General features: G+C 30.6%; 20 protein-coding genes and 1 tRNA gene. 2 read left to right on the plus strand and 19 right to left on the minus strand.

Annotated elements, in window-relative coordinates; genetic code table 4:
* Nucleotides 1-128: 128 nt before the first annotated feature.
* From D2833_RS02275 to D2833_RS02285, 3 genes are all read right to left on the minus strand, one after another.
* Nucleotides 129-926, minus strand: coding sequence for a lysophospholipid acyltransferase family protein (locus D2833_RS02275; protein WP_011113650.1), 798 nt, complete (start codon nucleotides 924-926; stop codon nucleotides 129-131).
* On the minus strand, nucleotides 926-1261 hold the full coding sequence (locus tag D2833_RS02280) for a holo-ACP synthase (RefSeq protein WP_011113651.1): 336 nt from the start codon (nucleotides 1259-1261) through the stop codon (nucleotides 926-928). The genes D2833_RS02275 and D2833_RS02280 overlap by 1 nt, the downstream gene beginning before the upstream one ends.
* A gap of 72 nt (nucleotides 1262-1333) precedes the next feature.
* Nucleotides 1334-1762 carry a hypothetical protein gene (locus tag D2833_RS02285; protein ID WP_027333177.1) on the minus strand — a complete coding sequence of 143 codons (429 nt, stop codon included), beginning with the start codon at nucleotides 1760-1762 and terminating at the stop codon, nucleotides 1334-1336.
* A 68-nt stretch (nucleotides 1763-1830) separates the two neighbouring features.
* On the opposite strand from D2833_RS02285, the gene D2833_RS02290 reads away from it, so the two are divergent.
* On the plus strand, nucleotides 1831-2826 hold the full coding sequence (locus D2833_RS02290) for a ribonuclease HIII (RefSeq protein ID WP_011113653.1): 996 nt from the start codon (nucleotides 1831-1833) through the stop codon (nucleotides 2824-2826).
* A 159-nt stretch (nucleotides 2827-2985) separates the two neighbouring features.
* Here D2833_RS02290 and D2833_RS02295 read toward each other — a convergent pair whose 3' ends face one another.
* From D2833_RS02295 to D2833_RS02355, 15 genes are all read right to left on the minus strand, one after another.
* Entirely contained in the window at nucleotides 2986-5268 is a 2283-nt protein-coding gene (locus tag D2833_RS02295) for an MSC_0775 family lipoprotein (RefSeq protein WP_011113654.1), read from the minus strand.
* Nucleotides 5213-6082, minus strand: a complete 870-nt coding sequence (locus tag D2833_RS02300; protein WP_011113655.1) for an MAG4940 family membrane protein — start codon at nucleotides 6080-6082, stop codon at nucleotides 5213-5215. The genes D2833_RS02295 and D2833_RS02300 overlap by 56 nt, the downstream gene beginning before the upstream one ends.
* Before the next feature lie 213 nt (nucleotides 6083-6295).
* Nucleotides 6296-6970, minus strand: coding sequence for a LemA family protein (locus tag D2833_RS02305; protein WP_011113656.1), 675 nt, complete (start codon nucleotides 6968-6970; stop codon nucleotides 6296-6298).
* Nucleotides 6971-6988: 18 nt separating this feature from the next.
* A complete protein-coding gene (locus D2833_RS02310) occupies nucleotides 6989-9586 on the minus strand; it encodes a hypothetical protein (RefSeq protein ID WP_027333178.1) in 2598 nt (865 codons plus the stop codon).
* Between the two features lie 233 nt (nucleotides 9587-9819).
* Nucleotides 9820-9969, minus strand: a complete 150-nt coding sequence (locus tag D2833_RS04085) for a hypothetical protein (RefSeq protein ID WP_011113658.1) — start codon at nucleotides 9967-9969, stop codon at nucleotides 9820-9822.
* A 111-nt stretch (nucleotides 9970-10080) separates the two neighbouring features.
* A complete protein-coding gene (locus D2833_RS04260) occupies nucleotides 10081-10458 on the minus strand; it encodes a hypothetical protein (protein ID WP_011113659.1) in 378 nt (125 codons plus the stop codon).
* A gap of 152 nt (nucleotides 10459-10610) precedes the next feature.
* Nucleotides 10611-10952 carry a hypothetical protein gene (locus tag D2833_RS04265; protein WP_011113660.1) on the minus strand — a complete coding sequence of 114 codons (342 nt, stop codon included), beginning with the start codon at nucleotides 10950-10952 and terminating at the stop codon, nucleotides 10611-10613.
* A 56-nt stretch (nucleotides 10953-11008) separates the two neighbouring features.
* Nucleotides 11009-11302, minus strand: coding sequence for a hypothetical protein (locus D2833_RS02320; protein WP_011113661.1), 294 nt, complete (start codon nucleotides 11300-11302; stop codon nucleotides 11009-11011).
* Nucleotides 11303-11543: 241 nt separating this feature from the next.
* Entirely contained in the window at nucleotides 11544-12329 is a 786-nt protein-coding gene (locus D2833_RS02325) for a 5'-methylthioadenosine/S-adenosylhomocysteine nucleosidase (RefSeq protein ID WP_011113662.1), read from the minus strand.
* The gene (locus D2833_RS02330; protein ID WP_011113663.1) at nucleotides 12283-13377 is read right to left on the minus strand and encodes a nicotinate-nucleotide adenylyltransferase; all 1095 of its coding nucleotides are present in this window, start codon (nucleotides 13375-13377) and stop codon (nucleotides 12283-12285) included. The genes D2833_RS02325 and D2833_RS02330 overlap by 47 nt, the downstream gene beginning before the upstream one ends.
* Nucleotides 13378-13384: 7 nt before the next feature.
* Nucleotides 13385-14482, minus strand: coding sequence for a ribosome biogenesis GTPase YqeH (gene yqeH, locus D2833_RS02335; protein WP_011113664.1), 1098 nt, complete (start codon nucleotides 14480-14482; stop codon nucleotides 13385-13387).
* A complete protein-coding gene (gene parC / locus D2833_RS02340) occupies nucleotides 14475-16865 on the minus strand; it encodes a DNA topoisomerase IV subunit A (RefSeq protein WP_011113665.1) in 2391 nt (796 codons plus the stop codon). Before parC ends, yqeH begins: the two co-directional genes overlap by 8 nt.
* Nucleotides 16865-18754, minus strand: coding sequence for a DNA topoisomerase IV subunit B (gene parE / locus D2833_RS02345; RefSeq protein WP_027333179.1), 1890 nt, complete (start codon nucleotides 18752-18754; stop codon nucleotides 16865-16867). Before parE ends, parC begins: the two co-directional genes overlap by 1 nt.
* A 71-nt stretch (nucleotides 18755-18825) precedes the next feature.
* Nucleotides 18826-19125 (minus strand): HU family DNA-binding protein, encoded by a 300-nt coding sequence (locus D2833_RS02350; protein WP_011113667.1) that lies wholly within the window; start codon nucleotides 19123-19125, stop codon nucleotides 18826-18828.
* 29 nt (nucleotides 19126-19154) lie between these two features.
* Nucleotides 19155-21566, minus strand: coding sequence for a hypothetical protein (locus D2833_RS02355; protein ID WP_027333180.1), 2412 nt, complete (start codon nucleotides 21564-21566; stop codon nucleotides 19155-19157).
* A gap of 363 nt (nucleotides 21567-21929) precedes the next feature.
* Between D2833_RS02355 and D2833_RS02360 the strand changes: the two genes are divergently transcribed.
* Nucleotides 21930-22003 (plus strand) — tRNA-Thr (locus D2833_RS02360).
* A 209-nt stretch (nucleotides 22004-22212) separates the two neighbouring features.
* Here the strand turns inward: D2833_RS02360 and D2833_RS02365 are convergent.
* Nucleotides 22213-24273, minus strand: a complete 2061-nt coding sequence (locus tag D2833_RS02365) for an FIVAR domain-containing protein (protein ID WP_011113669.1) — start codon at nucleotides 24271-24273, stop codon at nucleotides 22213-22215.
* Nucleotides 24274-24346 lie beyond the last annotated feature (73 nt).

A 24346-nucleotide genomic window follows, 5' to 3' on the forward strand; every position in this document is an offset into this window, starting at 1 on the left:
TGTTAATTTGTTACTTAAATTTTTAACACATTATATTTTTAAAAATGGTGTAGCTTTTCCTATTTTTATTTATAAAAATAACAAAACAGTTACCAAGAGTCTTGATAACTGTTAAATTAATTTGTTGTTTATCTTTGGTTGTTAAATTCAGCTAGTTGCTTCTGATAGGTTTGCTGAATCAACTCCCTAATAATATTAATAATGAACGTTGATTCAGATCGAGAATAATCGATTGGTTTTAATGGTTTTAAGAACTCAATATAGATCTTATTAGTTCTAGCTTTTTGAAATCCCGGTTGTACTGGTCTGTCACGATCTGAGATCGTTTCCATTCTACCTTGGGTGTTAAATAAACTAAAGGGCACAATCGGACAGAACGCTTTGTATGCAGCTTTAATTGCTCCTGGTTTAAACTCACCTAGTTGATGAGAAAACACTCTAGTTCCCTCAGCAAAAACACAAACTGAAGTATTTTTTAATAGTTCAATCTCATTTAAAGTGGCTTTTGCGGTTTGTTTAATACTATTGCGATCAATAAAAATCACATCAATTAGTGACATGATCTTACCGATTGATTTATTTTTTAATTCTGCTTTAGCAACAAAAGTTAGTTCAGTAATATCTTTTAAATGGTTAGCTAACCAGATCATGACAAACGGATCGATATTTGATTTGTGATTGCCAATAAACAAAACTGGTTTTTTGGGAATCAGATCTGCGTTTTTGATCTCAATCTTTACACCCTTAAAAAAGATCACCCGACAAGCTAAGATATATACGGTCTTAAAGCGGTTTTCTTTGGTGTAAAATGACTCATTATTTTTATAGATATTAGCTTTAATTAAAGCAATCAGGTATCTAAAGATAAATTCAATACCGACAAAAGGAAAGATTAAAAAGCTTAATAAACGGAGAAAAAGCGGCATTAAATTCTTTCAGCTACTGCCATTGCTACTAATCTTTGACCTTCGTGAGAGATAGAAAGGTGTAGCTTAATTTTTTCGTTTAAAGAGCATTCATAAGCACCGTGAATTTTACGAATTTCTAATTGAGTGAATTCATCTCAAGTCTTAAGCGCTTTAAAAATCGCTTCTTTTAGTGATCATCTGATCGCTAAGAAGATGTTTTGGTTTGATTCACCAATAACAGTCTTATATTTGTTTTGTTCGTGTTCTGTTAAAAGTTTCTTGATGAATTCATCAGATTTCTTAGCTTGAAATCTATCAATACTTACAACGTCAATACCAACACCGATTATCATGTTTTTTTTCCTTATTTATGAAATATTTTTCTACTCTTATTATTATATAATAAACGACTTAATTCGTAAAACTTATCGCTGATGAGATAAAATTTTTTTAATCATGTCGACTTCACTAAAAATTCTGGATACCATATTCTCCATTCTAGTAACCTGACTTGCAATCGCAGATAAAGACATTAAAGACTTTTCTAACTGCGTTGTTTTATTCATGAAAGCAACGCGATCATAACCATTATCGCTCATCTCTTTAATCTGCACGCGTTGATCGCCATTGATTTGTTTTAATCTTTCGATGTCATCTTGCAGCTTTTTTACGTGTTGTTCGTATTGATCCAGTCGCTTAACTTGGTTTTCATAAAATTTCAAACTATCGATTACACAATCTAAGATTTTATCAACTTCTTGTAAATCATATTCACCTTCATTGTTATATTTAAAAGAAATTTTTTCTAATTCTCTAGCAGTAATTAAATCAATTTTTTTGTTGTTTTGAGCCATTTTAAATTTTAATTAATATAAACTTTTGTATATTTTAGAATATCAAAAATCTTTTTAGGATCAGATTTATGTCAAACAACACTTATTCAATTAAGAACTTGTCAAATGAGACAATCAAGCGTTTTGTTAATCAATTAAAAACCTATGAGATTGATAATAATAATGAATTAATTTACAAGCGGTTTAATTATTTAGACTACTTAATTATTAGTGTTTATAAATCAAATAGCATCCTAATTCAATTAACTAAATTAGCTAATTCATCGCACTTAGATGAATTTATTGATAAGTATTGTTTTTGAACGAATAGTAATCAAAATAAACAAGTTAAAAAAACCACTAATAATAAAAAAAGTAAACTAACCAATAATAAGCTGAATTTATCTAACGTAAGTTTGATTGGTTGTGATGAGGTTGGTGTTGGCGAATATCTCGGTCCGATCGTTACATGTTGTGCTTTAGTTAGTGATGATCAAATTGATCAAATCAATCGTCTTGGCGTAAAGGATTCTAAACTACTAACTGATGATAAGATTGTGAATATTGCTAATGAATTAAGAAAATTAATTAAGTTTCAAATCTTTTGTTTTGATCCTAAAAAAGGCGCGCTTGAATTTAACCAAATGTATGACCAACTAAAAAATATTAATGCACTAAAAGCATATATGCACAATGCAGGATTAATTTTATTTAAGCAAAAATACGGAATTAACAATATAATTGTTTTGGATCAATTTGTTAATGAAAAAAAATACTACGAGCACTTAAATAATTATAAAGTTACTCCGATGATTAAAATTGATGTGATGGAAGAAAAAGCTGAATCTAAGTATTTAAGTGTAGCAGTAGCAAGCATATTAGCTAGAGCTTATTATCTAGAATTATGTAAGAAGTTACTAGATAAGATCAATTATCAAGGCGATTATAAAAAGATGTTAGGCGCTGATAATAAAACCTTTGAGCTAATCAAAAAACACATTAAAGCTAACCCTAGTTATAACTGAAAAAAAGTCTTCAAAGTGTTTTTTAAGCCATTTCAAGAATTCTTAGAATCATTAAAATAATAATAACTTGCTATACAAGATATCTCTTAATTAACTAAAAGAAATAAAAAATCATTTAAATCAAATGATTTTTATTTTTTATAGCTAAGTTAAAGATCATAGTGCTTGATTTTTAAATGAAAAACAGACCTGTTGAACGTTAATTCAACAGGTCTGTTTTTATTCTTGTAATTTCGGTTCGTTTGGAAACGATTCTTTGAAATAATCTCTTAGTTTAGCAATGTAAGTATCTTGGTTTCTAAATTGGAAAAGCAAGTTTGGATCTAATAAACCTCTGGTTTCATAACTTTGGATATTAATATTCTGATCAATGAAGGGATCATTATTAACTAAAACTTTGGTTTGTTTACCATCAATTTCTTGCATTATCTCATTAGCGTTAGGATCGGTTTTATAATAAGTTGTTGATCCGATTCCAAAAGCAACGCCTGGTACTTGGAAGAAAGGACGTTTAGCAGGATTGTTAATTCGATCTAAATTTCTTGGACTTAAGTAATTATTTCGATCGGGATATACATATCCGTTAGGATCAGTTATTAAACTGCTATCAGCCATCAAAGCAATATGAGCATGAGGTAATCAACCACCATTTTGATCAGATTCGCCTACCACAGCAAACGCATCATTTGCTTTTAAACTAAGCGGGTTATCTAATGTAATATCTAAATAAGAATCCTTTTGGTTTTTATTGATTCAGTTTAATTGTCTATTCACATTAGCTTGATTATTTAAGATCTGGTTTAATTGGTTTTGTGTTTTTTGACCATCTAAATGAATAATACCTAGATAAACATATTCAGAAGAGGCAAAATAATCTTCATAAACACCTTGATCAATCATGTTACTTAGATCTTTTGCTTTAATTCTTAAAATCACAGATGTCCCAATACCTGCACCTATATTATCAGATTTGCGGTCAAACACACTAACGACATCAGCATCAACCGGTGATTTTAATAAGGTGTTAGCATTAACTAAAATATCTTCGCCTAAATGAAGTTGGGCTGGGGTTTTATTGCTAGCATAAAAACCTCTGATCTGTGCATAACCACCAGCAATTGCATTCGTATTATTTAAATATGTAAATAGATCACTACTAATCTTAGATAGTTGTTCTTGACCTAATAAACCTGTATGAAGATCATAGATCTTAGTTGATTGATCAACTTGTGGATCACTAAACAGATTAAGATGTTTTTTTACCCCATAGATTTGTTCTAAATCTAGGTTGTTAAGTTGTTGTAGATCAGAACTTGTTTTGACCTTAAATGTTGCATTTTTATTTTGAACTGAAGGGTTAATTGCTTGAATTATTTTAAATTTAATTAAATTTTCATTTTTAGAAAATGGATAGAAATCATCAACATTAAAGTTGGCAAAATCGTAGTTGGTGATTGATGAAAAATCAGCTAATTGAATATTAAGATTGGCTAAAGCAATTTTTTGATAATCTTGTTCAGTTAGCTTTAGCTCTTTATTAATATCTTGATCAAATTGCAGATCTTCACCATAAGAATTAAAATCATTATTTCATTGATATGAACTAAAACCATATGCGATTCTTATTGTGAAATGCAGTTTTTTTAGATCATCTGAAATCTTTACACTTTTAACAAAAGCACTATATTTTGGTGTAAATGTTTTCTTAGAACTATAAGTATTAGCTTGATCAATTTTTTCTTGATTACTTAAACCTTGATATAGATCAGAATTATTGAAATCTTTAAACTCAATTTTTAAACTCTTAAGTTTTGCTTGCGAATATCCTAATAAATCCCCGAGATCAAGATTGTCTAAATGAACTTTTTGAATTGGATGGGCTGCTTTAAACTCTTTAATTTTGTTTTTATATTCATCAAATCGAGCATACTTATTATCTGGTTTAAACCCAGCTAAGATAAGATTATATACATGACCTTGATATAGATTGCTAGAAGTTAAATTTGATAATTGCACTTTTCTTAATATTTCAGTGGGTACTACTAACTGATCGGGATTGTTGCGATCATAAAACACTTCATTGTACTTGATATCAAAGCTGTAATTAGCTAAATCATTTTGGCTAACTTTATAATCATCAGCTAGAATTTGTTTAATTTGATCAACTTTTAGTTGTAAATTATTCTTAATAAACTTATTTTTTAAGATATTACCAATTTCCATCTCTGAAGTTTTTGACTCAGGATCTTTTCATTCTAATAGATCAGTAGCATTGTTTAATTTATCAAAGCTAGCCAAATTTATCCCAATTTTTGGTTCTTTATTATTATCTTGTGGTGGTTTAGAATTGTCTTTGGGTGCATAACAACTAGCTAGTGTAGTAAAAGCGATTGGGCTCATAACTACTGCAAAAGATTTAAATAAAGTTCATATAATTTTTGATTTCTTAGATCGTAACACGGTGTTGTCCTTGGATAAAAATTTGATAAACGATGATTGCAAGAACTATTGCAATTACCAACGTAATAATTAATGAAATTAAAAAATGCAATCAGGTGTTTTTTAGCTCAGTTTTAATCGTCTGTTTGTCGCTATTCTGGTCAATTAATAAAAAGAATGTTGAAAAGATTGCAAAAGCAAACGACAATAAGATATCAAACGTATAGAATTCAAAAAACGATGATAAATAAATGATTACGAATAAAACGATCATACTAACTATTAGATAGTCGATTCGTCTTAATCCTGAAGCGACAGGATTGATCAAACTAATCATCGGAATAACTGCCGTATAAATTAAGATAAAAATAAAATCTTTAAAAGCAAAATAAACCGTTTTTTGATTATCGGTTTTAAATAAGATCTGATTAAAAGCAACTGTTTTGATATATGTTTGTTTACTTTTTGTTATCAAGATATAAAAGATATAAAAGCAAACAAAACCACTCAAAATTCCAACTAACTGCATTGGTAAGATATAACCAAGCCCTTTTAGTGAATCGGTTAAATGACTATTACTAGAGTTTTGTAAATTAACCATCTGCACAATTGCATCAAATATTACATTGATTGGGTTCAAATAAACAATTGGAAATGAGTCCATTAAAACTCTTGCTCATGCTCAGGTGGAGATTATGCTAATAAAAACGACAAAAACAAAAAATGAACTGATGACTAATTTGTTTTCGATCTTTTTACTACGAATAATCACGAAAACAAACATGATTAAAAACGCCAAAACAAAATTTGCACCAAATTCTGTGATTGCAGTTCCATAATCTCACGTTTTCGTAAGAATATTTAAGCTTCTCATCAAACTACCTTAATCTTTTTTTAACTTATAAACAGATTAAATTTATATTAAATTTAAAGCAACCTTATTATATACCCATCTAAAATAAAAGTTGTTTAAAAACAACAACTAAATAAAATTAAGGTTGCTCGTATTTAAACAAAATAAAAAAATGTGGTTATGAATTTAATCTATGTAAATTCATAACCAACTTAATTTAAGTAATTTAGAGCTTTTTTACAGATCAGATAAGCTATCCATTTTTACATCTTGTTTAGCTTCAACTGAAGCAACAAACAATGGTAATGAATGACAATTCATTTTCTTAGCTTTAACTGAAATAGGGAAACTTACGATCTCTTGGTTGAAATCAGTTACTTTAGTGTTATACAGTCTTCTGCTTGCTGAGATTTCAGCTTCAATGTATTGACTACTACTCATTAGTTCAGCCACGATTGAAGATGCTTTTAGGTTTGGGTAGTTTTCAAACTGCAAATTGATATCACGTGATACTGAGTTAATAATATTTTCAGCATCATTCATTTTGTTCACATCAGTTGTCCCATTAGATAATGAACGTAATTTGGTAATGTTTTCAAGAGTACCTTTTTCAAACTTCATGTAAGCTTTAGTTTGTTCTAGTAGCTTTAATAAAGTATCTTTTCTCTTAACTAAGTTAACATCAATACCACTAGCAGCTTGATTAATTTCAGTTTGCTTGGTTCTTAACATATTACCCCATTGGTATCATTTAACTGTTAAAATGATTCCTCCAATGATTGTTAACCATGATAAACAGTATAAAAACCATCATAAAGCAACATCGCCAGATGAAGCTTGCGCACTAAACGTGCTATTATCAACGTTGGGATTAAACCCTTCAGTAGTTTGTTTTGATGGATCTACTAACATATAATCTTATCTTTGTTATTAATTTTCTAACTCTCTTAATTCTAATAAATTGTTTTTTAATTTAGCAAGTGACTTCACAAAGTTTTCTTGTTCAAGCTCTTCTTGCTTAGCGCTATTAACAAAGATGAAATAACCATCATCATTAGCTTGAACGTGGATCTGATTACTACAGTTATTTTGGATCTGTTCTAATAGATCTAAATAAGCTTGGTTTTTAGGATCACTTAAAAACTGATAAGGGTTTTGTACCTCAATACTGGTGTGGGGATTTAACTTAATCTTATCAAGATTAATTATGGGGATATTAGCTTTTTGAGCTAGATCAAAAAAACCATCCCATTTTTTATTACTAATAATGAAATTGTTATTCTTAGCTCGATTCTTAGCTAAAAAATAAACCGTTTTAGGTTCAGAGATCGGGTAGTATCTTGTATAAGGCACAGGGATCGTTTGAGCACCAACATGAACTCCGACTACAACAACATAATCAATCTCTTTAACAGCACGATATGATTTATGGGTAATCTTATATTTTAAGAAGTGGTTTTCAAGATCAAGTTGGTTGATCTCAAACCAACTTTTAGTTGAAGCTTTATTCTGATTAAAGTAAACTAGATCATTCTGATAAACTTTTGATAATAGATAACTATAGCTTGGTTGTACTTTTGTTGATTCGTTATCATCAAAAATACCAGAATTAGCAATCTTATAATTATGATCTGATGAATATCATTCCCGGTTGATTACTGGAGATAATAAGAATGGGGTTACTTGTTCAGCTCAGTCACTAAGATAATATTTAGCTGTTTGTTTAAAGATCTCAATTAGTTCACTAACCGTTTGTTTTTTATTAGATACTAAATGTTTTAAACTGAACTTATTAATATGATAAGCCACATTTAGATCTAATGAACTGTAATCATATAAAGGGTTTTCTAAATGCTTCTTACTTGCTTTTTTAGGTGGTTGGGTTAGTGAATCTAATTCAGAAGCTGAATCAATATAATCATTAATTAAATAACGACCGTTTTTGGTGATATTAAATTCGTGGTTTAATTCTTTAGCTCACTTTAAGTAGTCTTCTTGAGATTTAATCGTAAAGAACTCTAATAGTTCAGCACTAATTTCGTTCTTATCATTAGTAATGCGCATCTTTTTTGAAAACTCTTTGTTTTCAAACATGATGAAGTTTTTAATCTTAGTCTTATCAGATTTTGTTTTTAGGTTGGTTGTGAAATTGAACTCTGGTTTAAAATTAGTTTTTAGTATCTGGAAGTGCTTATCATCAAAAAACGGTGTTTTTTCATTATGGTAACCAACTAATGTTTCATAGCGAGTTACTCTTCTAGTTGCTAGTTGTCCATTTGAAGTTGTGTAAGTTTCAAAGTCGATATAAGGAACTTGGATCGCATTCGAAGTTGTTACCATCCTTCATTCTTTATATGTAGCCACACAATCTGTGATCTCAGTATTTTTATATTTAAAGTTGAATGTACTATGTAGGTTTAAGAAGTTGTCCATACAGTGACTTATAAATTGATAAGTATCTTGTGAACAGTAATTACTAAACCCTAGATTAAGTTTATTTGTAATAAACTTAAGCATCTCATTAAAGTTTAGTCGTGAAGCAAACTGAAGACTTAAACTATAGCTTGCTCATCATAATTGATCTAATTCATTTTGTCTTATCGTTCTATAAGAATCAAACTCTTTAATAATCTTTTTATTTTTTAAAAAGATTGGAATTAATCCTAAACCAAAAATTAAGAAGAATGAGATGATGATAAAAACATTAGCCACCTTACGACCCAAAATCTTTTGGGTTTTATAAAGGTTCTTCATGTTTTTTTCAATATTCTCAGATTCAGTTATCAACACTTGTTGTTGTTTTAGCGGTTCATGGTTTTCATTAACAAGTGATTTAATATAATCATCGACTAATGGGTTAACTGAATCTACGATCTTTTGATAGAAGTTATTAATTGGATCAACAGTAACATTTGCATAATTCAGATGATATTTATCATCTGCTGCTTGTTGTGTGTTATTTGTATAGTTGTTAAAGGCACTAGGGACAGGAACTAATGCTACATTAGATTGATCTAATAATTTTTTAATACTTAATAAAGTTTTTTCATCTAATGCAGGAATCTCTTTAACAGCTTTTGTATCTTGAGTTTTTTCTATTTGTTCTTCAGCTTTAGATTCAGCTTTTTGATCTTGAGTTTCAGCATCAGCTTTTTGATTTTCAAAATTGGTTGCACCAGGCTCTGCTTCTAGTTTAGAATCAACCTTTTGCTCTTGGGGTTTAATTTCATTTTTTTCTACTGGTGCTGAAGTTTTTTGATCTTCTACTTTAGGAGTGTCAGCTTTAAGTTCTTGTAGATTAGTCTCAACTTTTTGAATCGGCGCACTCTTGTTAAGAAGTTCATTTTTCTCTTCTTGTTGGTTAACTAAATTGCTTTGACTAGAGCTCTTATTTGTTTGAATATAATCGAAAGTATAATCATCAGCTTGATGATTATTTTCTTTTTGTTCGTTAATCTGATTTGATTGATCAGTTTTTAAATCAAACTTATCTTCTTGTTCGTTGTTAGATCCAAATTGTTTATTCATAAATTCAATTCTTCATTAAGATATTTTATCTTAAAATTTCACCTAAAATAAATTTTCCATAAATATTTATAGAGATTAGCGAGTTTAAACTCATGAAAAATTTGACATAAATTTTTTGTTATAAGAGGCGAGAATTATAGGTAATTTCGTTTAACCAATAACTCTTTATTAGTTATTTCTAACTTAATTTATCCACGCTAATGAAGAGAATTTAACCTAAATTTTTACGAGGATTAATTACCTGATCTTTGTTCTAATTGCTCTTGTTTATTTTCAGTTCTACTAAGAACTTGTTTTTTAATAAAGAAGATTCAAGCAAAAGGAATTAAGATCACGATTTTGGTCCATCTAGAATAGATTCCAGATTTTAAATAAAGTAACAACCAATTTAAATAAAAGCTAGCAAATAATAAATTTGCTCATAATATTGCACTTGGGATTGTAGAGATGTAAAAACCACCACTATAAGTAAGTTGAGCTCAGGTTGTAGAAACTTAATCGTTTATGTCAAACTGATCACTTGGATAACCAAAGCTGCTAAAGTATTTTCACGCAAAAAAGATAAATAGTACTTGAACCAGTTCAATTATTACTAAAATAATTACTAATCTAACCTTAGTTTTTCTAATAGCATTAGCAAAAAGAAAAGTGTCATTATCTATAACTATTCCTATGAGAAACATAATGGATATAGCAACTAACAAAGTAAGAACAAAATTTTTCATTGTATCAAACAATAAAATATGTTCGTTGCTAGAAAGGCTTTGATAAATTAATGAATAAGCATCATCAACTGTATCTGAAGGTTTAATCAGATAACTAAACACATCAGTTAATGAGATATATGATCAAAAAGCTATAAACCCAACCATAGATCCAATGTAGATTAAGGTTAAATAAATAATTATAAATCTTAATTTGATCTTAAAAACAACTTGGTTTAAAAGTAACAGTTTTTGATACCATCTTAAGTCAGTTTTACGCTCGTTTTCTAAATTTAACTGATTTGGTTGGTTAGAGTTAATTAATTTAAAATTAGTCCTAAAAATGGAACTAATGACAAAACTCTTAGCTTAGATTTAAAGCTACTCAGTTTTAAATAAGGAAGTAACAAAGCAAGATATAAACTTACATAAATTATGTTTCAAAAAGTTAATGAATCCTTGTTATAAAAATAGGGTAAGATAGTTGCATAACTTAATAGTGAAAGTTTAAGATCAGCAAAGAAGTTATTGTTGATTTTGATAAAAGATGCTAAACCAGAACGAATTGATTTGTTAGCAAAATCTGCTTTAGCTACTTGTTCTTGATAAATTTGCGTAAGATTTTTATTAATCGGGTAAAAATAAGTAATTAAAAACAGCAAGAAGATTATCCAAGAAAATAGTTGAACAATTTCAATTAATAAAAATATTCCTTTAATTAAAATTTTCGACTTAAAAGTTTATCACCAAACTGATAACTTTCTTTACCTGACACTAGAATAAATAATGCAATTACAGAAACTAAAATAAAGAAAATCAGCGGTAAAAATAGCGGAATTTTAAATTTGTTTTTATCGTAAATTATGTAGTTATTCTGCCCATTAGCTGTTGTTTGATTCATTAAAATCAAAATAGATAAACTAGCAAAAATAATTGTGCCTAAAAATAGTAGCAAGATGGCTAATTTCCTTCTAGTGACATTAACAATTTTATAGATGTCTTTTATTCTCATTTTATCTTCTTATACATTAAAGGATTATTTTGAATTTATGATCAGTAAATTTCTTAAAAAAGTTTCGATTTTTGTTAATAGTATTTTTCAACAAATTAGCAACTTTCTTTGTTATACCTATTACTAAAATGTTTAAAAAATGCGGTAAATTTAGTAAAAAAAACTAAACTTAAATTTAAACTGTAAGGCTAAAATTTAAAAAAAGCCTAAACTAGCCAAATTTATTTTTAAATAAAAATCACTAACTTTTGTGATCAAATTTATCTTCAAACCAATTGAAGATAGTTTGATAAGCGTGATTAACTAATTCTTCACGGCTAACAAGAAGTTCTTGATTAGTTTTTTGATCATAGACTTTAAATCTAAAATCAACCTTATCTAAAACATATTCACTAAACTCATCAGATAATGGATTATGTGATTCATTTAGTTGAATATAATCAGATACTACTTTGTAAACCTTAAGGTTTTTAAAATTATTAAGATGGCACACTTGAGCTATAGCGCAAGCCTCCATCTCAAATAGATCTATGGGTTGATTTAATTTTTGAACAATCTCTTGATAATTAAACTTACTAATAAAACTATCTGTACTAACACAAGTAAATTCACCAGATTTTAAACTATAACTTTCAGGTAATTTGGGGATCTGACCAAACTGATAATTAAAATAGGTGACATCAACATCACCATAGATCAGCTTATTAACTTCAACTAGTTGGGCTGGTTTTAATTTTGGGTTTAAACTACCAGCTATACCAATATTAATAATCTGTTTATAACAATTTAGGTCAAGAATATTTTGAATGCAACTTGCTGCATTAGCTTTACCAATACCACTAATTGCTAGATCAACATCAGTTAATTCTGGTGAACTGTAAATAAAAATTGAATCACGTTCTTTTTGGTAGTGATACTTTTTAATAATTGCTTCAACTTCTTGACTCATTGCAGCAACAACTACATAACGTTTGGTTGGTTTATGATTCTTGTTTTTGACTAAGTTGAAGATATTTCCTAATTTCATCGTGTGTTAATTTAAATGCTTGATGAATGTTCTTAAAAGCCAAAGCTTTGGCTTTATTAATCTTAAAATAACGATTAATCTCTTGTTTAACCCGATCTGGTTCTAACTTATCAGCTAAATATACGATCTTATCTAATGGTGTGGGATCATCATTGATAATCGTGTGATAATAGATTGAATTAATTAGTTCACGATCGTCATAACCAAATTGATGCTCTAAGATTCAAGCGCCAACATAACCATGTAAAACTCGATAATTTAAATCTTTCTTATAAGGCTCTGGGAACAGTTTAGGATCAAACTGATCCCGATAACTTAACATCGTTTTTTCATCTAACTCTTTAGCTAAATCGTGATAACAACCCGCAATATAAGCTTTTTGAGCAAGATTGGGATAATTATACTGTGCTAGTTTTCTAGCCAGCTGACCAACCCTTAAACAGTGCTCAAACCGTTCATCTGATCTTAAAAAATGTTTTAAACGATCATTAATATATAACCCATGCTCGTTGATATAAGCCAGGTTTTTATCACTGACACAACCAATAACTTGTGTGCCATTTCTAATCTTGGTTGATGAGATCTGATAATTATCCCCATCGATTTTTAAGAAATTAAATTTCTTAATATTTTCATGATCACTAAACTGATTATCCCTAAGATAATACAACATCTGGCAATCTTTTGCCATCATCTCAGCTTCATCTCAGAGATGAAACTTCTCGAGATTATCACTACCGATTAAAAAGTAGATTTGAGCATTAGCAAACTTCTTTTTAAAATACTTAACAGTAAGATAACTCTTCTCATTTTGGATATTAAGTTCATACCAATTAAAATGAAACCGATCATTAAGTTTAATGATATTTTGAATCATCTTTTTTCGATGAATATCACTAATATTAAATGCTTGTTTAAACGTTGATTTATAGGTTGGTACAAAATAAATTCGATCAGCTTTAATCTGTTCTAACGCTTTGGTTGCAATATTGACATGGCCATTATGAATTGGATTAAAACTTCCACCAAAAATGATTATCTTTTTCATTGTTAATTTATATTAAGGCAGTTTTTAACAAATACGTATGAACTTTATCTTTTTGATAAAGTTCAACTTTATCAATCCCTTTATTAAACTTGATTAAGCAAACTCCATTAACTAATAAGTTATCTTGATTAAGTGTGATCTGATACGTATTTGTTTGATCGTTATTAAGATAACTAAACGTTTTAAGATCACTAAAGATCTGGGTTAGTTTTTGATCGATTGACTGTTCGTTCTTACTTGAAGTGCGATGGATCCTTAGTGCTGTAGGACAATAGAACGTAATCGAGGTTTTAGTAGTATCTTTTTTTAGATAGACTTTTAGTTTAAAAAAGTCTTCGCAATAAAAGATCTGATTAGAAGTAATCTGGTAAGTGACTGGGTTTTTTCACTGGTAAGAGACTAATCGTTTGATTCTTCTAGGAACAAGATCAAAAAAACCGTTCGTCTGATCTAAATACCCAGGGGTGTCAAGTAAACAAAAGTCCCGCCTTTTAATCTGGTTAATCTGTAGGGTAGTATTTAAGTAAGGTGAGGTGGTAAGGGCTAGTTTTTTATCAATATTATTTAGTTTTAATAACTTATTAATTAATGAAGATTTGCCAACATTTGATTGACCAAGAAAGATCGCTTTCTTACGTTTTTCATAAGCTTTTTTCATTAAGCGATCGATCTTTCTTAGGTCATAAGTTAGATAGATCGAATTAAATAAGATTTGGTTAGGACTAAAGTTAATCCCATGATCTTTGAAGTTATCAACTAACCGTGATTTAATCACGGATAGATTATTCTTTTTAGCTAAATAATCGATCTTATTAAAGATCAGATAAAACTGGTTAGCATTCATTGAGCGCTTGATCATCTCTAGATCAAAGATAAAGTTCGTGGGATCAACCAGATAAAAAACGCAATAGTTATCTAAAACTAAACTGTTTAGATAGTTTTCGATATCGGCTTTTTTAACAGTTAGTTTTTGATCGATCTTTTTGTAGTGTTTAAACTGAAAACAACGTTTACACAACTCAAACTTGCTGATGTCAAGACAATATCCTAGATCATTAGGATCAGTTGATAAATAGTTACCACAACCAACACACTTTTTATTCATAATTTAGCTTATTTAAGAAAAAACCCTTGAATTCATCTTTTCAATTATGATATTCAGATGATAAATTACCCACCATGATCTGGTTTAATTCTAGATTAACTAATTCATTATCACGATTAAAACCGTATAATGCAGCTTTTTTTGTGTTTAATAAATAACCATTTACTAGTGGTTTTTTATCCTTACCAAGCCCTAAGCTCTTACCTTGATTGGCTCGTGATTGGTTTTCAATCAATGAAACTTTGAGTTTTTTAATCTGCTTGTTTTTAACTAAAACTAACTGGTCAATTGAGTTTTTAATCTGATCAAAACCAATTACTTGATCATTGGTTTTAAGTTTAATTGCTCTCACCCCCATTGATTTAAGTCCAGTTAGATTAACTTCATTGATAAAAAATCTTAATGCGTAAGCATTTTTGGTAATGATGATCAGTTCAGCATTAGGATCACTAATCAGATTAGCACACACCAGCTCATCATCATCTTTTAGACTCATACAAGTTGTTGGTTTAGTCGATTTGATATTAACTAGATCATTAACACTGATCTGTTTAATCATCCCATACTTACTAACTAAAACGATCCGATCATTCTGATCTGATAACTCAACTAGTTTGACGATCTTTTCATTATCTTTAATCGTGGTTAGTTCATTAATATCCATCCCAATCTCACGTGGTTTAGCTTGCTTAATCTTATGGGCATTAATCACAACCACATTACCATAGTTCGTAATAAAAGCCACCTTATTAAGTGAACTAACTTTGATTAGATCACTTAAATAATCATCTTGTTTGATCTTTAAACTAGTTGGGTTTAATTGCTTATTTTGATCATAAGCAATCGTTTTGATCAACCCATCAACTGAACTGACTAAATATAATTCTTTCTTTTCAATGATCGAAGCTTCATTGATCACTAACTTTTCAATATTACCACCAATAGTCGATCTTCTTTTGGTGTTAAATAACTTCTTATAAGATCTTAAGATTTCTTTAAGATGATCGTTTAAAGCGTTTTGATCTTTTAATAATAACTGATACTGTTTGATATTAGTATCTAAACTCTTCTTTTCTTCTTTTAAAGCTAAGATATCAGTATTAGTTAACCGATACAATCTTAAAGAAACGATCGCTTCAGCTTGGATTGCTGAAAACTGATACTTATTGATCAGATTATTGATCGCATCTTGCTTATCTTTAGATTTTTTAATGATCAAGATAATCTGATCAATAATACTAGTAGCTTTAATCAACCCGTTGATCACTTCTAGGCGTTTTTGATCTTTTTTAAGATCAAAACTAATCGCGTTTCTTAAGATCGTATAAGCGTGGTTTAAATAACTATCCAAATAGTTAAAGATCGACATTTGGATCGGTTTTTTCTGATCAATTACAACGTTGTTAAAGCTGTAATTGATCTGTAGTTGGGTGTATTTGTATAGGTAGTTTTTAATCGTTGCTAACACCTTTTCATCTTTGGTGTTAGTTTGCAAAACAACCCTAATCCCAAACCGGTCAGATTCATCTCTAACTTCTTCTAGTTGGGGAAGTTTGTTTGCTTCTAAGATCTCTTCAATCGAACGAATAATACTTGCCTTATTCGTTTCAAACGGAATATCAGTAACAACTAATTGATCGTTCTCATTAACAATCTTAGCTCGAATCACGATCTTACCCTTACCAGTAAGATAAGCATTCTTGATCCCATCATCATCAAGAATGATCCCACCAGTGGGAAAATCTGGTCCTGGCATTAGTTTAAGGATTGATTCTAACTTACAGTTAGGTGAATCAATCCTGTGGATAATCACATCAATTAACTCTTTTAAGTTAAATGGTGGGATATTAGTTGCATACCCAGCAGCAATCCCAGTTGAACCATTAACGAGTAAGTTAGGTAATAAACTAGGTAAGATCGTGGGTTCAACTTCACTATCATCAAAGTTATTAACAAAGTTAACGGTCTCTTTGTTAATATTCTCAAGCATTAGATTACCATAATGTGATAATCTAGCTTCAGTATATCTCATCGCAGCAGCATTATCCCCATCGATCGAACCATTATTCCCTTGCATATCAATCAAGGGAATATTGTTCTTCCAACTTTGGGTCATTCTTACTAAAGCTTCATAGATCGATGAATCACCATGAGGGTGGAACTTCCCGATTACTTCACCAACGGTCGCAGCTGATTTACGATAAGACTTATTGTAGTACAATCCTAGATTGTACATCCCATACAAAACCCGTCTTTGGACGGGTTTTAATCCATCTCTGATATCAGGCAACGCCCGTTCTTGAATAATGTACTTAGCATACCGACCAAAGCTAAGTGACATGATATCATCAAGATCTTTTTGAAATACCTTTTTCTTATCCATTATTCTTCAATACTAAAATCAACGTTTTCGTTGATTCAATTTTTTCTAATTGAGGCATCATCACCCATTAAGATACTAACCTTCCGTTCAGCTTGGGCAGCGTTTTGAATTGAGACTTGGATTAGTTGGCGTTTAGATGGATCCATCGTTGTTGTCCATAACTGTTCTGAGTTCATCTCACCAAGTCCTTTATAACGTTGGACTTCGTATGAACCATACTTAGTTCTTAGTTCATCGAGTTGGTAATCATCCCAAGCAAAGGCTGATTTGTTTGAGTTTTTAGCACTAATCTTATAAAGTGGTGCTAAAGCAATATATACCTTACCTTGTTCGATTAGTTCTTTCATATAACGATAAAAGAACGTTAATAATAATACTTGGATGTGAGCACCATCTGTATCAGCATCGGTCATAATAATGATCTTGTGGTACTTTAGGTTTTTAATATTAAAGTTGTTGCCAATCCCACAACCTAAACAGCTAATGATTGATAAGATCTCTTCGTTTTTTAAGAGATCTTGTAACCGTGATTTTTCCACGTTCACCACCTTACCTCTTAAAGGTAAGATTGCTTGAAACCGTTTGTCTCGACCTGATTTAGCAGTCCCACCAGCTGAATCACCTTCGACTAAAAAGATCTCGTTTTGTAATGGGTTTTTTTGTTGAGCTGGGGTTAGTTTACCATACAACACCCGTTCAGATTTAGCACTCTTGAGTTTTTTGGTGTTCTCTTTAGCTTTTTTAGCTTCTTTAATCAGTTTAAACCGTTCGATTAACTGCTTAGCATCAGCTTGGTTTTCTTCTAAAAAATAAAACAGTTGTTGAGTTAAGATCTTAGCAACAGCCACCTTAACTTCTTGGGTAAATAACTTGTTTTTTGTCTGACCTTCATAAGCAATGATCTTCTCAGGGACTTGGACACTTAAAACCACACTTAACCCTTCTTTAAGATCACTCCAATCAAACCCCTTATCTTTGTTGTTGATTAACTTATATTTCTTAGAATAATCATTAATTGTTTCAAGCATTGCTTGCTTGAAACCATTCTCATGACTTCCACCTTCAGAGGTTTTTACTGAGTTAGCAAATGAAATAATTAGTTCAGATTCATTATCAGTGTATTGAAAACAACCATCAACTACGATCTTTTCATAATCACCTTTAAAAGGGATAATCTTTGAGATCGTTTTTTTATTTTCATTAACATATTTTAAGTATTCTAAGATTCCGTCTTTGGCAATAAATGTTTGAGATAGTTCAGGGTTATTCTCATCAACAAAAACGATCTTTAAACCCTTAAATAAGAACGATGATTCGTGTAACCGTTCTTTAATCATATAAGGGTTAAATTGGATATTTTTAAAGATCGTAGGATCAGGTCAGAACTGAATGATTGTGCCGTGTTTGGTACTACTTCCCATCTTTTTTAGGGGTTGGATAATCTTCCCACCATCTTGGTAGATCGATTCATACATTCCACCATCACGGTGCACGGTAACAATTAACTTTCTTGACAACGCATTAACCACAGAAGCACCCACACCATGTAAACCCCCTGAGACCTTATAAGCTTGGTCATCAAATTTCCCACCAGCATGCAGCACGGTATACACCGTATCAACTGTTGATAGGTTGGTAGCTAAATTTTTACCAACCGGAATCCCCCTGCCATTATCAGTAACAATGATTGAACCGTCTTTTTTGTGCACGACTTCAATCTTGTTAGCCGACCCATTTAAGGCTTCATCAACAGCATTATCAAACAATTCCCATACTAAGTGATGCAACCCACGAGTATCAGTTGATCCGATGTACATCCCTGGGCGTTTTCTAACTGGTTCTAGCCCTTTAAGTACTTTAATATGTTTTTCGTTGTAATTTGATACCATAAATCTTATTATAAAAAACAAATACTTTTAATGATCGCCTCATTAAAAGTATTATATAAGATCTTTATTAACTATTTGTGCGAATCTACTGCATCAGTTAAGATCTTTGAAACAGTTAGTTTGATTTTCTTCCCTGCTGGGATCTGAATCTTTTGTTTGGTTTTAGGGTTGATTCCAGTTCGAGGTTTAGTTGCAACTAATTTGAACTTACCAATATCAAATAATCTTACTTCACCAGTAGTAGCTAGTTCTTTAGCTAATACTTTTTGTAAAGAAGTAACAACTAAACGGATATCTTGAACCTTAAGGTTAGTTTCGTCTGCCATTTCTTTAAGGTATTCAGCAGCACTTAATGATTTGATTTTTGCCATAATATATATATTTTAGATTATTTTATAGATTATTGAATCCGTTTTGTTAATTTAATTTCGGGATTTCAACTTAATTCATCTTTTGCCATCTTTTGGTGGAAGAGATCGATCGTTGCTTGTTTTTTAGTTGATGGTGAAGTCGGTTGATCATTTAGTTCATTTTTATGGGTTAACTCTTCAGGTAAAGAACTAACTTCTTGATTAGTTTTCTTTAATCTAAACTTTTTAAACTTGTTTGATAAGTTAACTTTCTCTACTTGAACTTCTTCAGCTTTTTTACTCATCAATAAATGATCATTAATTGAAACAGTTTTTGCTAACTCTTCTTGGGGTTGATCAATTGCTTGTGCTGTTAGTTTTTGTTTAATTGTAGCCAATAATCTTGGGTACTTTCTTTGGATCAATAAGAAGTAGATCAATGCTGAAGCAATTAACAGTAAAACGACTAAAGCAATAATCACAACCGGAATAAACCACCGTTCAATTGATAACTTAAAGTTTTGATCAAACGTTAAGAAGTTATTACTTACAGTTGGTGAGACAATAGCAGCTTGAGTCACTAGATCATCTTTTTTAAAGTTAGCTTGGATACTATTATCTTTAATCGTTAAGAACTTAAAGATAAAAGTTATATTCCCTAAAACTGAACTATCTTTGATCTGAACATCATAAGGTAGTTGTTTATATTTAGGATCAAACCCGTACAGATCAAAGATCGCTTGTTTAGTTTCTAACACCGTTCTAGAATCATCTAATAACCGTTTGATCTCAGTTGGTGTTTTATCTAATAGTGGTGAGTTCTTATTGTAATTAACTTTAATATCACTAGCATTAACTTGTTCAAACCCAAATAAGTTCCGATCTAACAGATTAAGTTGTTTTTGTTCATACAATAACTTAATCTGTAGATTGATCGTACCTAAATTCTCATCGGCTTGATAAGATAGGTTTCAATAATTATCTTGATTAATCTTTGATTGGTTTTCAAGTTTCTTATAAAACTCAGGGATTACTAAGAACTGATCAAAGTCATGTTGACTTTGAGTTTTAGCATAAACTGATGCAAAACTACTTTGATAAGCACTAGCGTTCATCTCATCAATTAGTTTAACCTCATCAACATAGATGGGCACTACATCTGTGTATAGATCTGATTTGTTCTTAAAATCAGCTAAACTAAATTTAACCAAACCATCTGTGTAGATGTTGCTATTATAAAAGACCGAGAACGTTTGGTCTTTTTGATCAAAGACTAGATTGGTAATCTTATCATTATTCTGTTTAAAGAAGTCGTTCGTATAACTTGAAGCAACATCTTTAAACGTTGGTGCTGTTAAGATCCGGTCTTTTTCAAACGGGTATAGGGTTAGATTACTTTTTTGTTTATTCACCCCAACAATACCCTCACCTTTAATAAAGATTAGATCTGAGAAGTAATTCTCATTTGGGATCGTACCAATCTGACCAAATTGGTCGATTGGTGATACTGAATAATACCACATTCTTGTGGTGTTATCATTGCTAAAGTAATATTGAACATAGATCGCATTATGATCAGCGTCATAAACCATTGCATTAATCTGACGGTTAATATCAAAACTAGCACCACCAGGAACATACGTGCCATTTTTGATATTAATGATCTGTGAACCTACTAGTTGGTTATCAACATCATAGAAGTTAATCCCTGTAAATAATGAACCATTAATTGAATAAGATTTAACGATCTGGATATTATTAAATGCTTTGTTGATTGCTGGGATGTTTTGAACAACAAAACTACCATTTTGGTTATAAACAACCGCTTTCAGTTGGTTATTATCAACACTAAAGCTAACGATCCTAGCATTTCTAACTAGATCGTTTTGTTCATCACCCTGGGTTGAAAGATAAGCTGCAACATTACTAGCTGGTCTTTGGGTGGTGATGGCTCAACCATGCTCTTGGTCGATTAAACCAGTATTTAAATCAATCGGGTAATAAATCGCATTGTGTAGATCGTCTGTAGCAACAAATCCTTTGGTTGGATCATTATCATCAACAAAGTATAGGTGTTTATAATCATTTGTTAAAGTGATTGCTTGTAATTCGTTGTTTAACGAATCATAAACACCTACTGTTGTTTGTTGGACTAGTTTTCTTTGCTCATGATCAAAGACAACTGTATTATTTAATCTAATGTAGTTCTTACCTAAGAATAAGGTTTGATCGTTATCGATCTTCTTATATTTAGATAGGTCGTTACTTCATTTTTTTAGTGGTTGGTCTTGATTAGTAGAATCTTCAACTAAACTAACTGCTTGGTTAGTTAGATTGTAGTTGGTGTTAGTACTAGTTTTATTAACCATTAAACCAGCTGAGACACCAATTAGTGGTAGTGTTGCTAAACTACCTAATAAAATATTTTTTGCGATTTTTTTGATTTTCATACTTGTAATCATATGGTTGATCGTGTCATTATTATAATGTTGAAAAAATCGCTTTTCAAGGGGTTTTGCTTGGCTTTTTTTCTTAATAATATTAGATATATTATTAATATTTTGATCGTTAATTTAGCTTCAATTTATCAGATGTTTTCTGGTTAAATTTTCCTTCTCTATATAATTTAAGGAAGATAAATACCTCATAAATCTTGGGCTGGTGGTTGTGATTAACTAGTTATCTTGTTTTGGTTTTGTTTAAGCTAAAAGGTGGGTACTAACTTAAGAAAACAAGTTGCTTAAAATAGAAATCCTAGTTAAGCTTAAAAACTAAATCTTATCTAAAGTTAAATTAGTTATAATTAATTATCAAAATTAATTAGCGCCGAATTAGTTTAGTGGCAAAACAGATGCATGGTAAGCATCAAAGACAAGTTCGATTCTCGTATTCGGCACCATTATTTGATTAACTATTATTTAACCCATTCAGGTGTTCCTGAATGGGTTTTTGTTTTTGTATGGATGATAAGCTAGTAGTTTTGAATTTGTTTTTTAATTTAGTTAGGTATTTTGTTTTCTTTTTTGGTAAAGAAAAAAACATCAGACTAATCTGATGTTTAAATCTTGAATAACCTAACCAACTTAGCGTCTTATAACTATAAGAATTTTATTTTGCATGTTCAGTAGAAGTTCTTTCAGCAGGTGTGTTAGTTTCAGAATTAGGAGTTGTAGTCATTAACTTAAAAGTTAAATTACCAATGTCAGGAGTGTCGGTATTATTTGCTGTTCCCCCTGTAATCACAACTTTATTTAATCCTGATTTTAATTTTAAAGTTGTTTTGTTATTACTACCTTGAGTAACAGTAATACCTGTCATCATTGTCGATGTATCAAATTTTCCTAAGGTTTGTCAATTATCTTGTCTTAAACCAGTTATTGTAAGAACATTATTAGTTTCGCCTGTAGAAAATTTTAAATCTCTAGCTACATTTGTAAGGTAAGATCCGCTTATATAATACTCTCCTTCTACAGGTGCATTTATGTAGATTGCAAGGGTTCTTTGTTGTCCTTCTATTGACGGGTTTCTAATTATATTACTAACATTATCAACAGTTCTTTGTCCATGTCCTGCAATAAATCCTACTAAATAACTTGGCTTTCTTGTTTGTGAATCTGAAGCTGTTTGATTTGCTCCAGTTAGTCGTTTAAATTCTCCAACATATGTTGATCAACCAGAAGCAAGACTGTATCCTTTTAATAGATCAACAGTAACTGATGTAGAGCCATTACTTGTATTTCCAAAGATCTCATTATAAATTTTTCTTTGGTTCTGATCGTTTGAAGTAATATACATATTACCAATCATTGGAGCAACTTTAGAAGTACCCTCCTTAGCGGTTGTCGGAACACTAAATTCAATTGTGTTAGTCCCAAAATTTAAATTAGATAAAGTAACCTTAGCTATATTAATATCAGCTACAGTTGGAGTAGGATTCATTTCGTTATTCGTAGATGTAGCTTCATCAGCAACTAAAGTTTCAGAAGATGATCTATTTTCACTGCTATCTGTAGTTGTAGTTTCATTAGTAGTCGAATCAGCATTTGCAGGTTCTGTTCTAACTGGTTGAAAATTGATTAATTTTGGACTAGTATTATTTAAATTGTATTGAAGAGCTACTGAACTAGAGTCGGCACTTTTAACTAACTTATAAGGGAAATATAAAAATGCCGTTGATGGACCATAATAAGTAAACTCTAATGTGTATTTAGTACCTTGCCCGGTTAAACTGTAAATTCATGATACATCCGTTGGAACTGTAGGGTTAGCTACTAAATCGATAGAACCATTATTTCTAGCAGCCTCAGATGTTCAAACTTTTCTTTGAGCAAAATTTCAGTTCGGTAGATTTTGCGAATTACTAGCAGAACCAGTTGTTATATCAACACTATAACCTGCAAAACTTCAGTTTGCCGGTTGTTCTTGATTATGAGCTGAATCCTCTCCTGCAGATAATTGAGTTTTAGACAACGGTTTTTTCTCAAAATCGTTAAATTTATCTGCATTATCTTTTCAGTTCTTCAACGATTCAGGACTAATAGCCATTTTAATGCTATTGTTAGCTTCGTTCACTTTCTCTAAAGTAGGTCTTTCACCATTAGTAGGATCTAATGTTCTAGCTGTTATTGCACTACCTGCATCAAACATTTCGCTTACATGTTTTTTAATACTACTATATTTATTTTCAGATAATCCTTCTAAACTAGTAGTTTTAGATTGTAGTGTAGTTTTTAAATTATTATATGCAGTTACTAAAGGTTGATTAGCACTATCAAATGCACGTTTATCACTAGTAGCTTTATCAATAGCTGCTTGTAGTGTAGTTGATGCAGATCTTAAATTATCTAAAGTTGCACTTGTATTTTCTGATGCAGTTTTAGCTGTCATATAAGCAGTGCTTAAAGTACTTTGAATTTTGGCATAATCAGCATACAAGGCAACGTTGGTATTTTCTGTACCAAGTAGGTCGGTTAGCGTTTTTCTAGCAGCTGCTAATTGTTGTTCTGGTGTGGTGTTCCCTGGATTAGGATTGTCGCCCATCATACCACCACCATTACTAGGAGGGTTAGGTGTTGGTGTAGTTGCTGAAGTACAACTAGCTGCAGCCAACATCACAAATGAACCAATACCTAATAAACTAACAAACTTTAAAATGTTTTTTCTTTTCACTTAAAATTAAACTAATGAACTTACCAAAATGGCAAATTCTTAAACTAAAAAAATATATAAAGTTCAATAAATA

The organism is Mycoplasmoides gallisepticum, assembly GCF_900476085.1.
In the GTDB taxonomy this organism is placed as follows: Bacteria; Bacillota_I; Bacilli_A; order Mycoplasmatales; family Mycoplasmoidaceae; genus Mycoplasmoides; species Mycoplasmoides gallisepticum.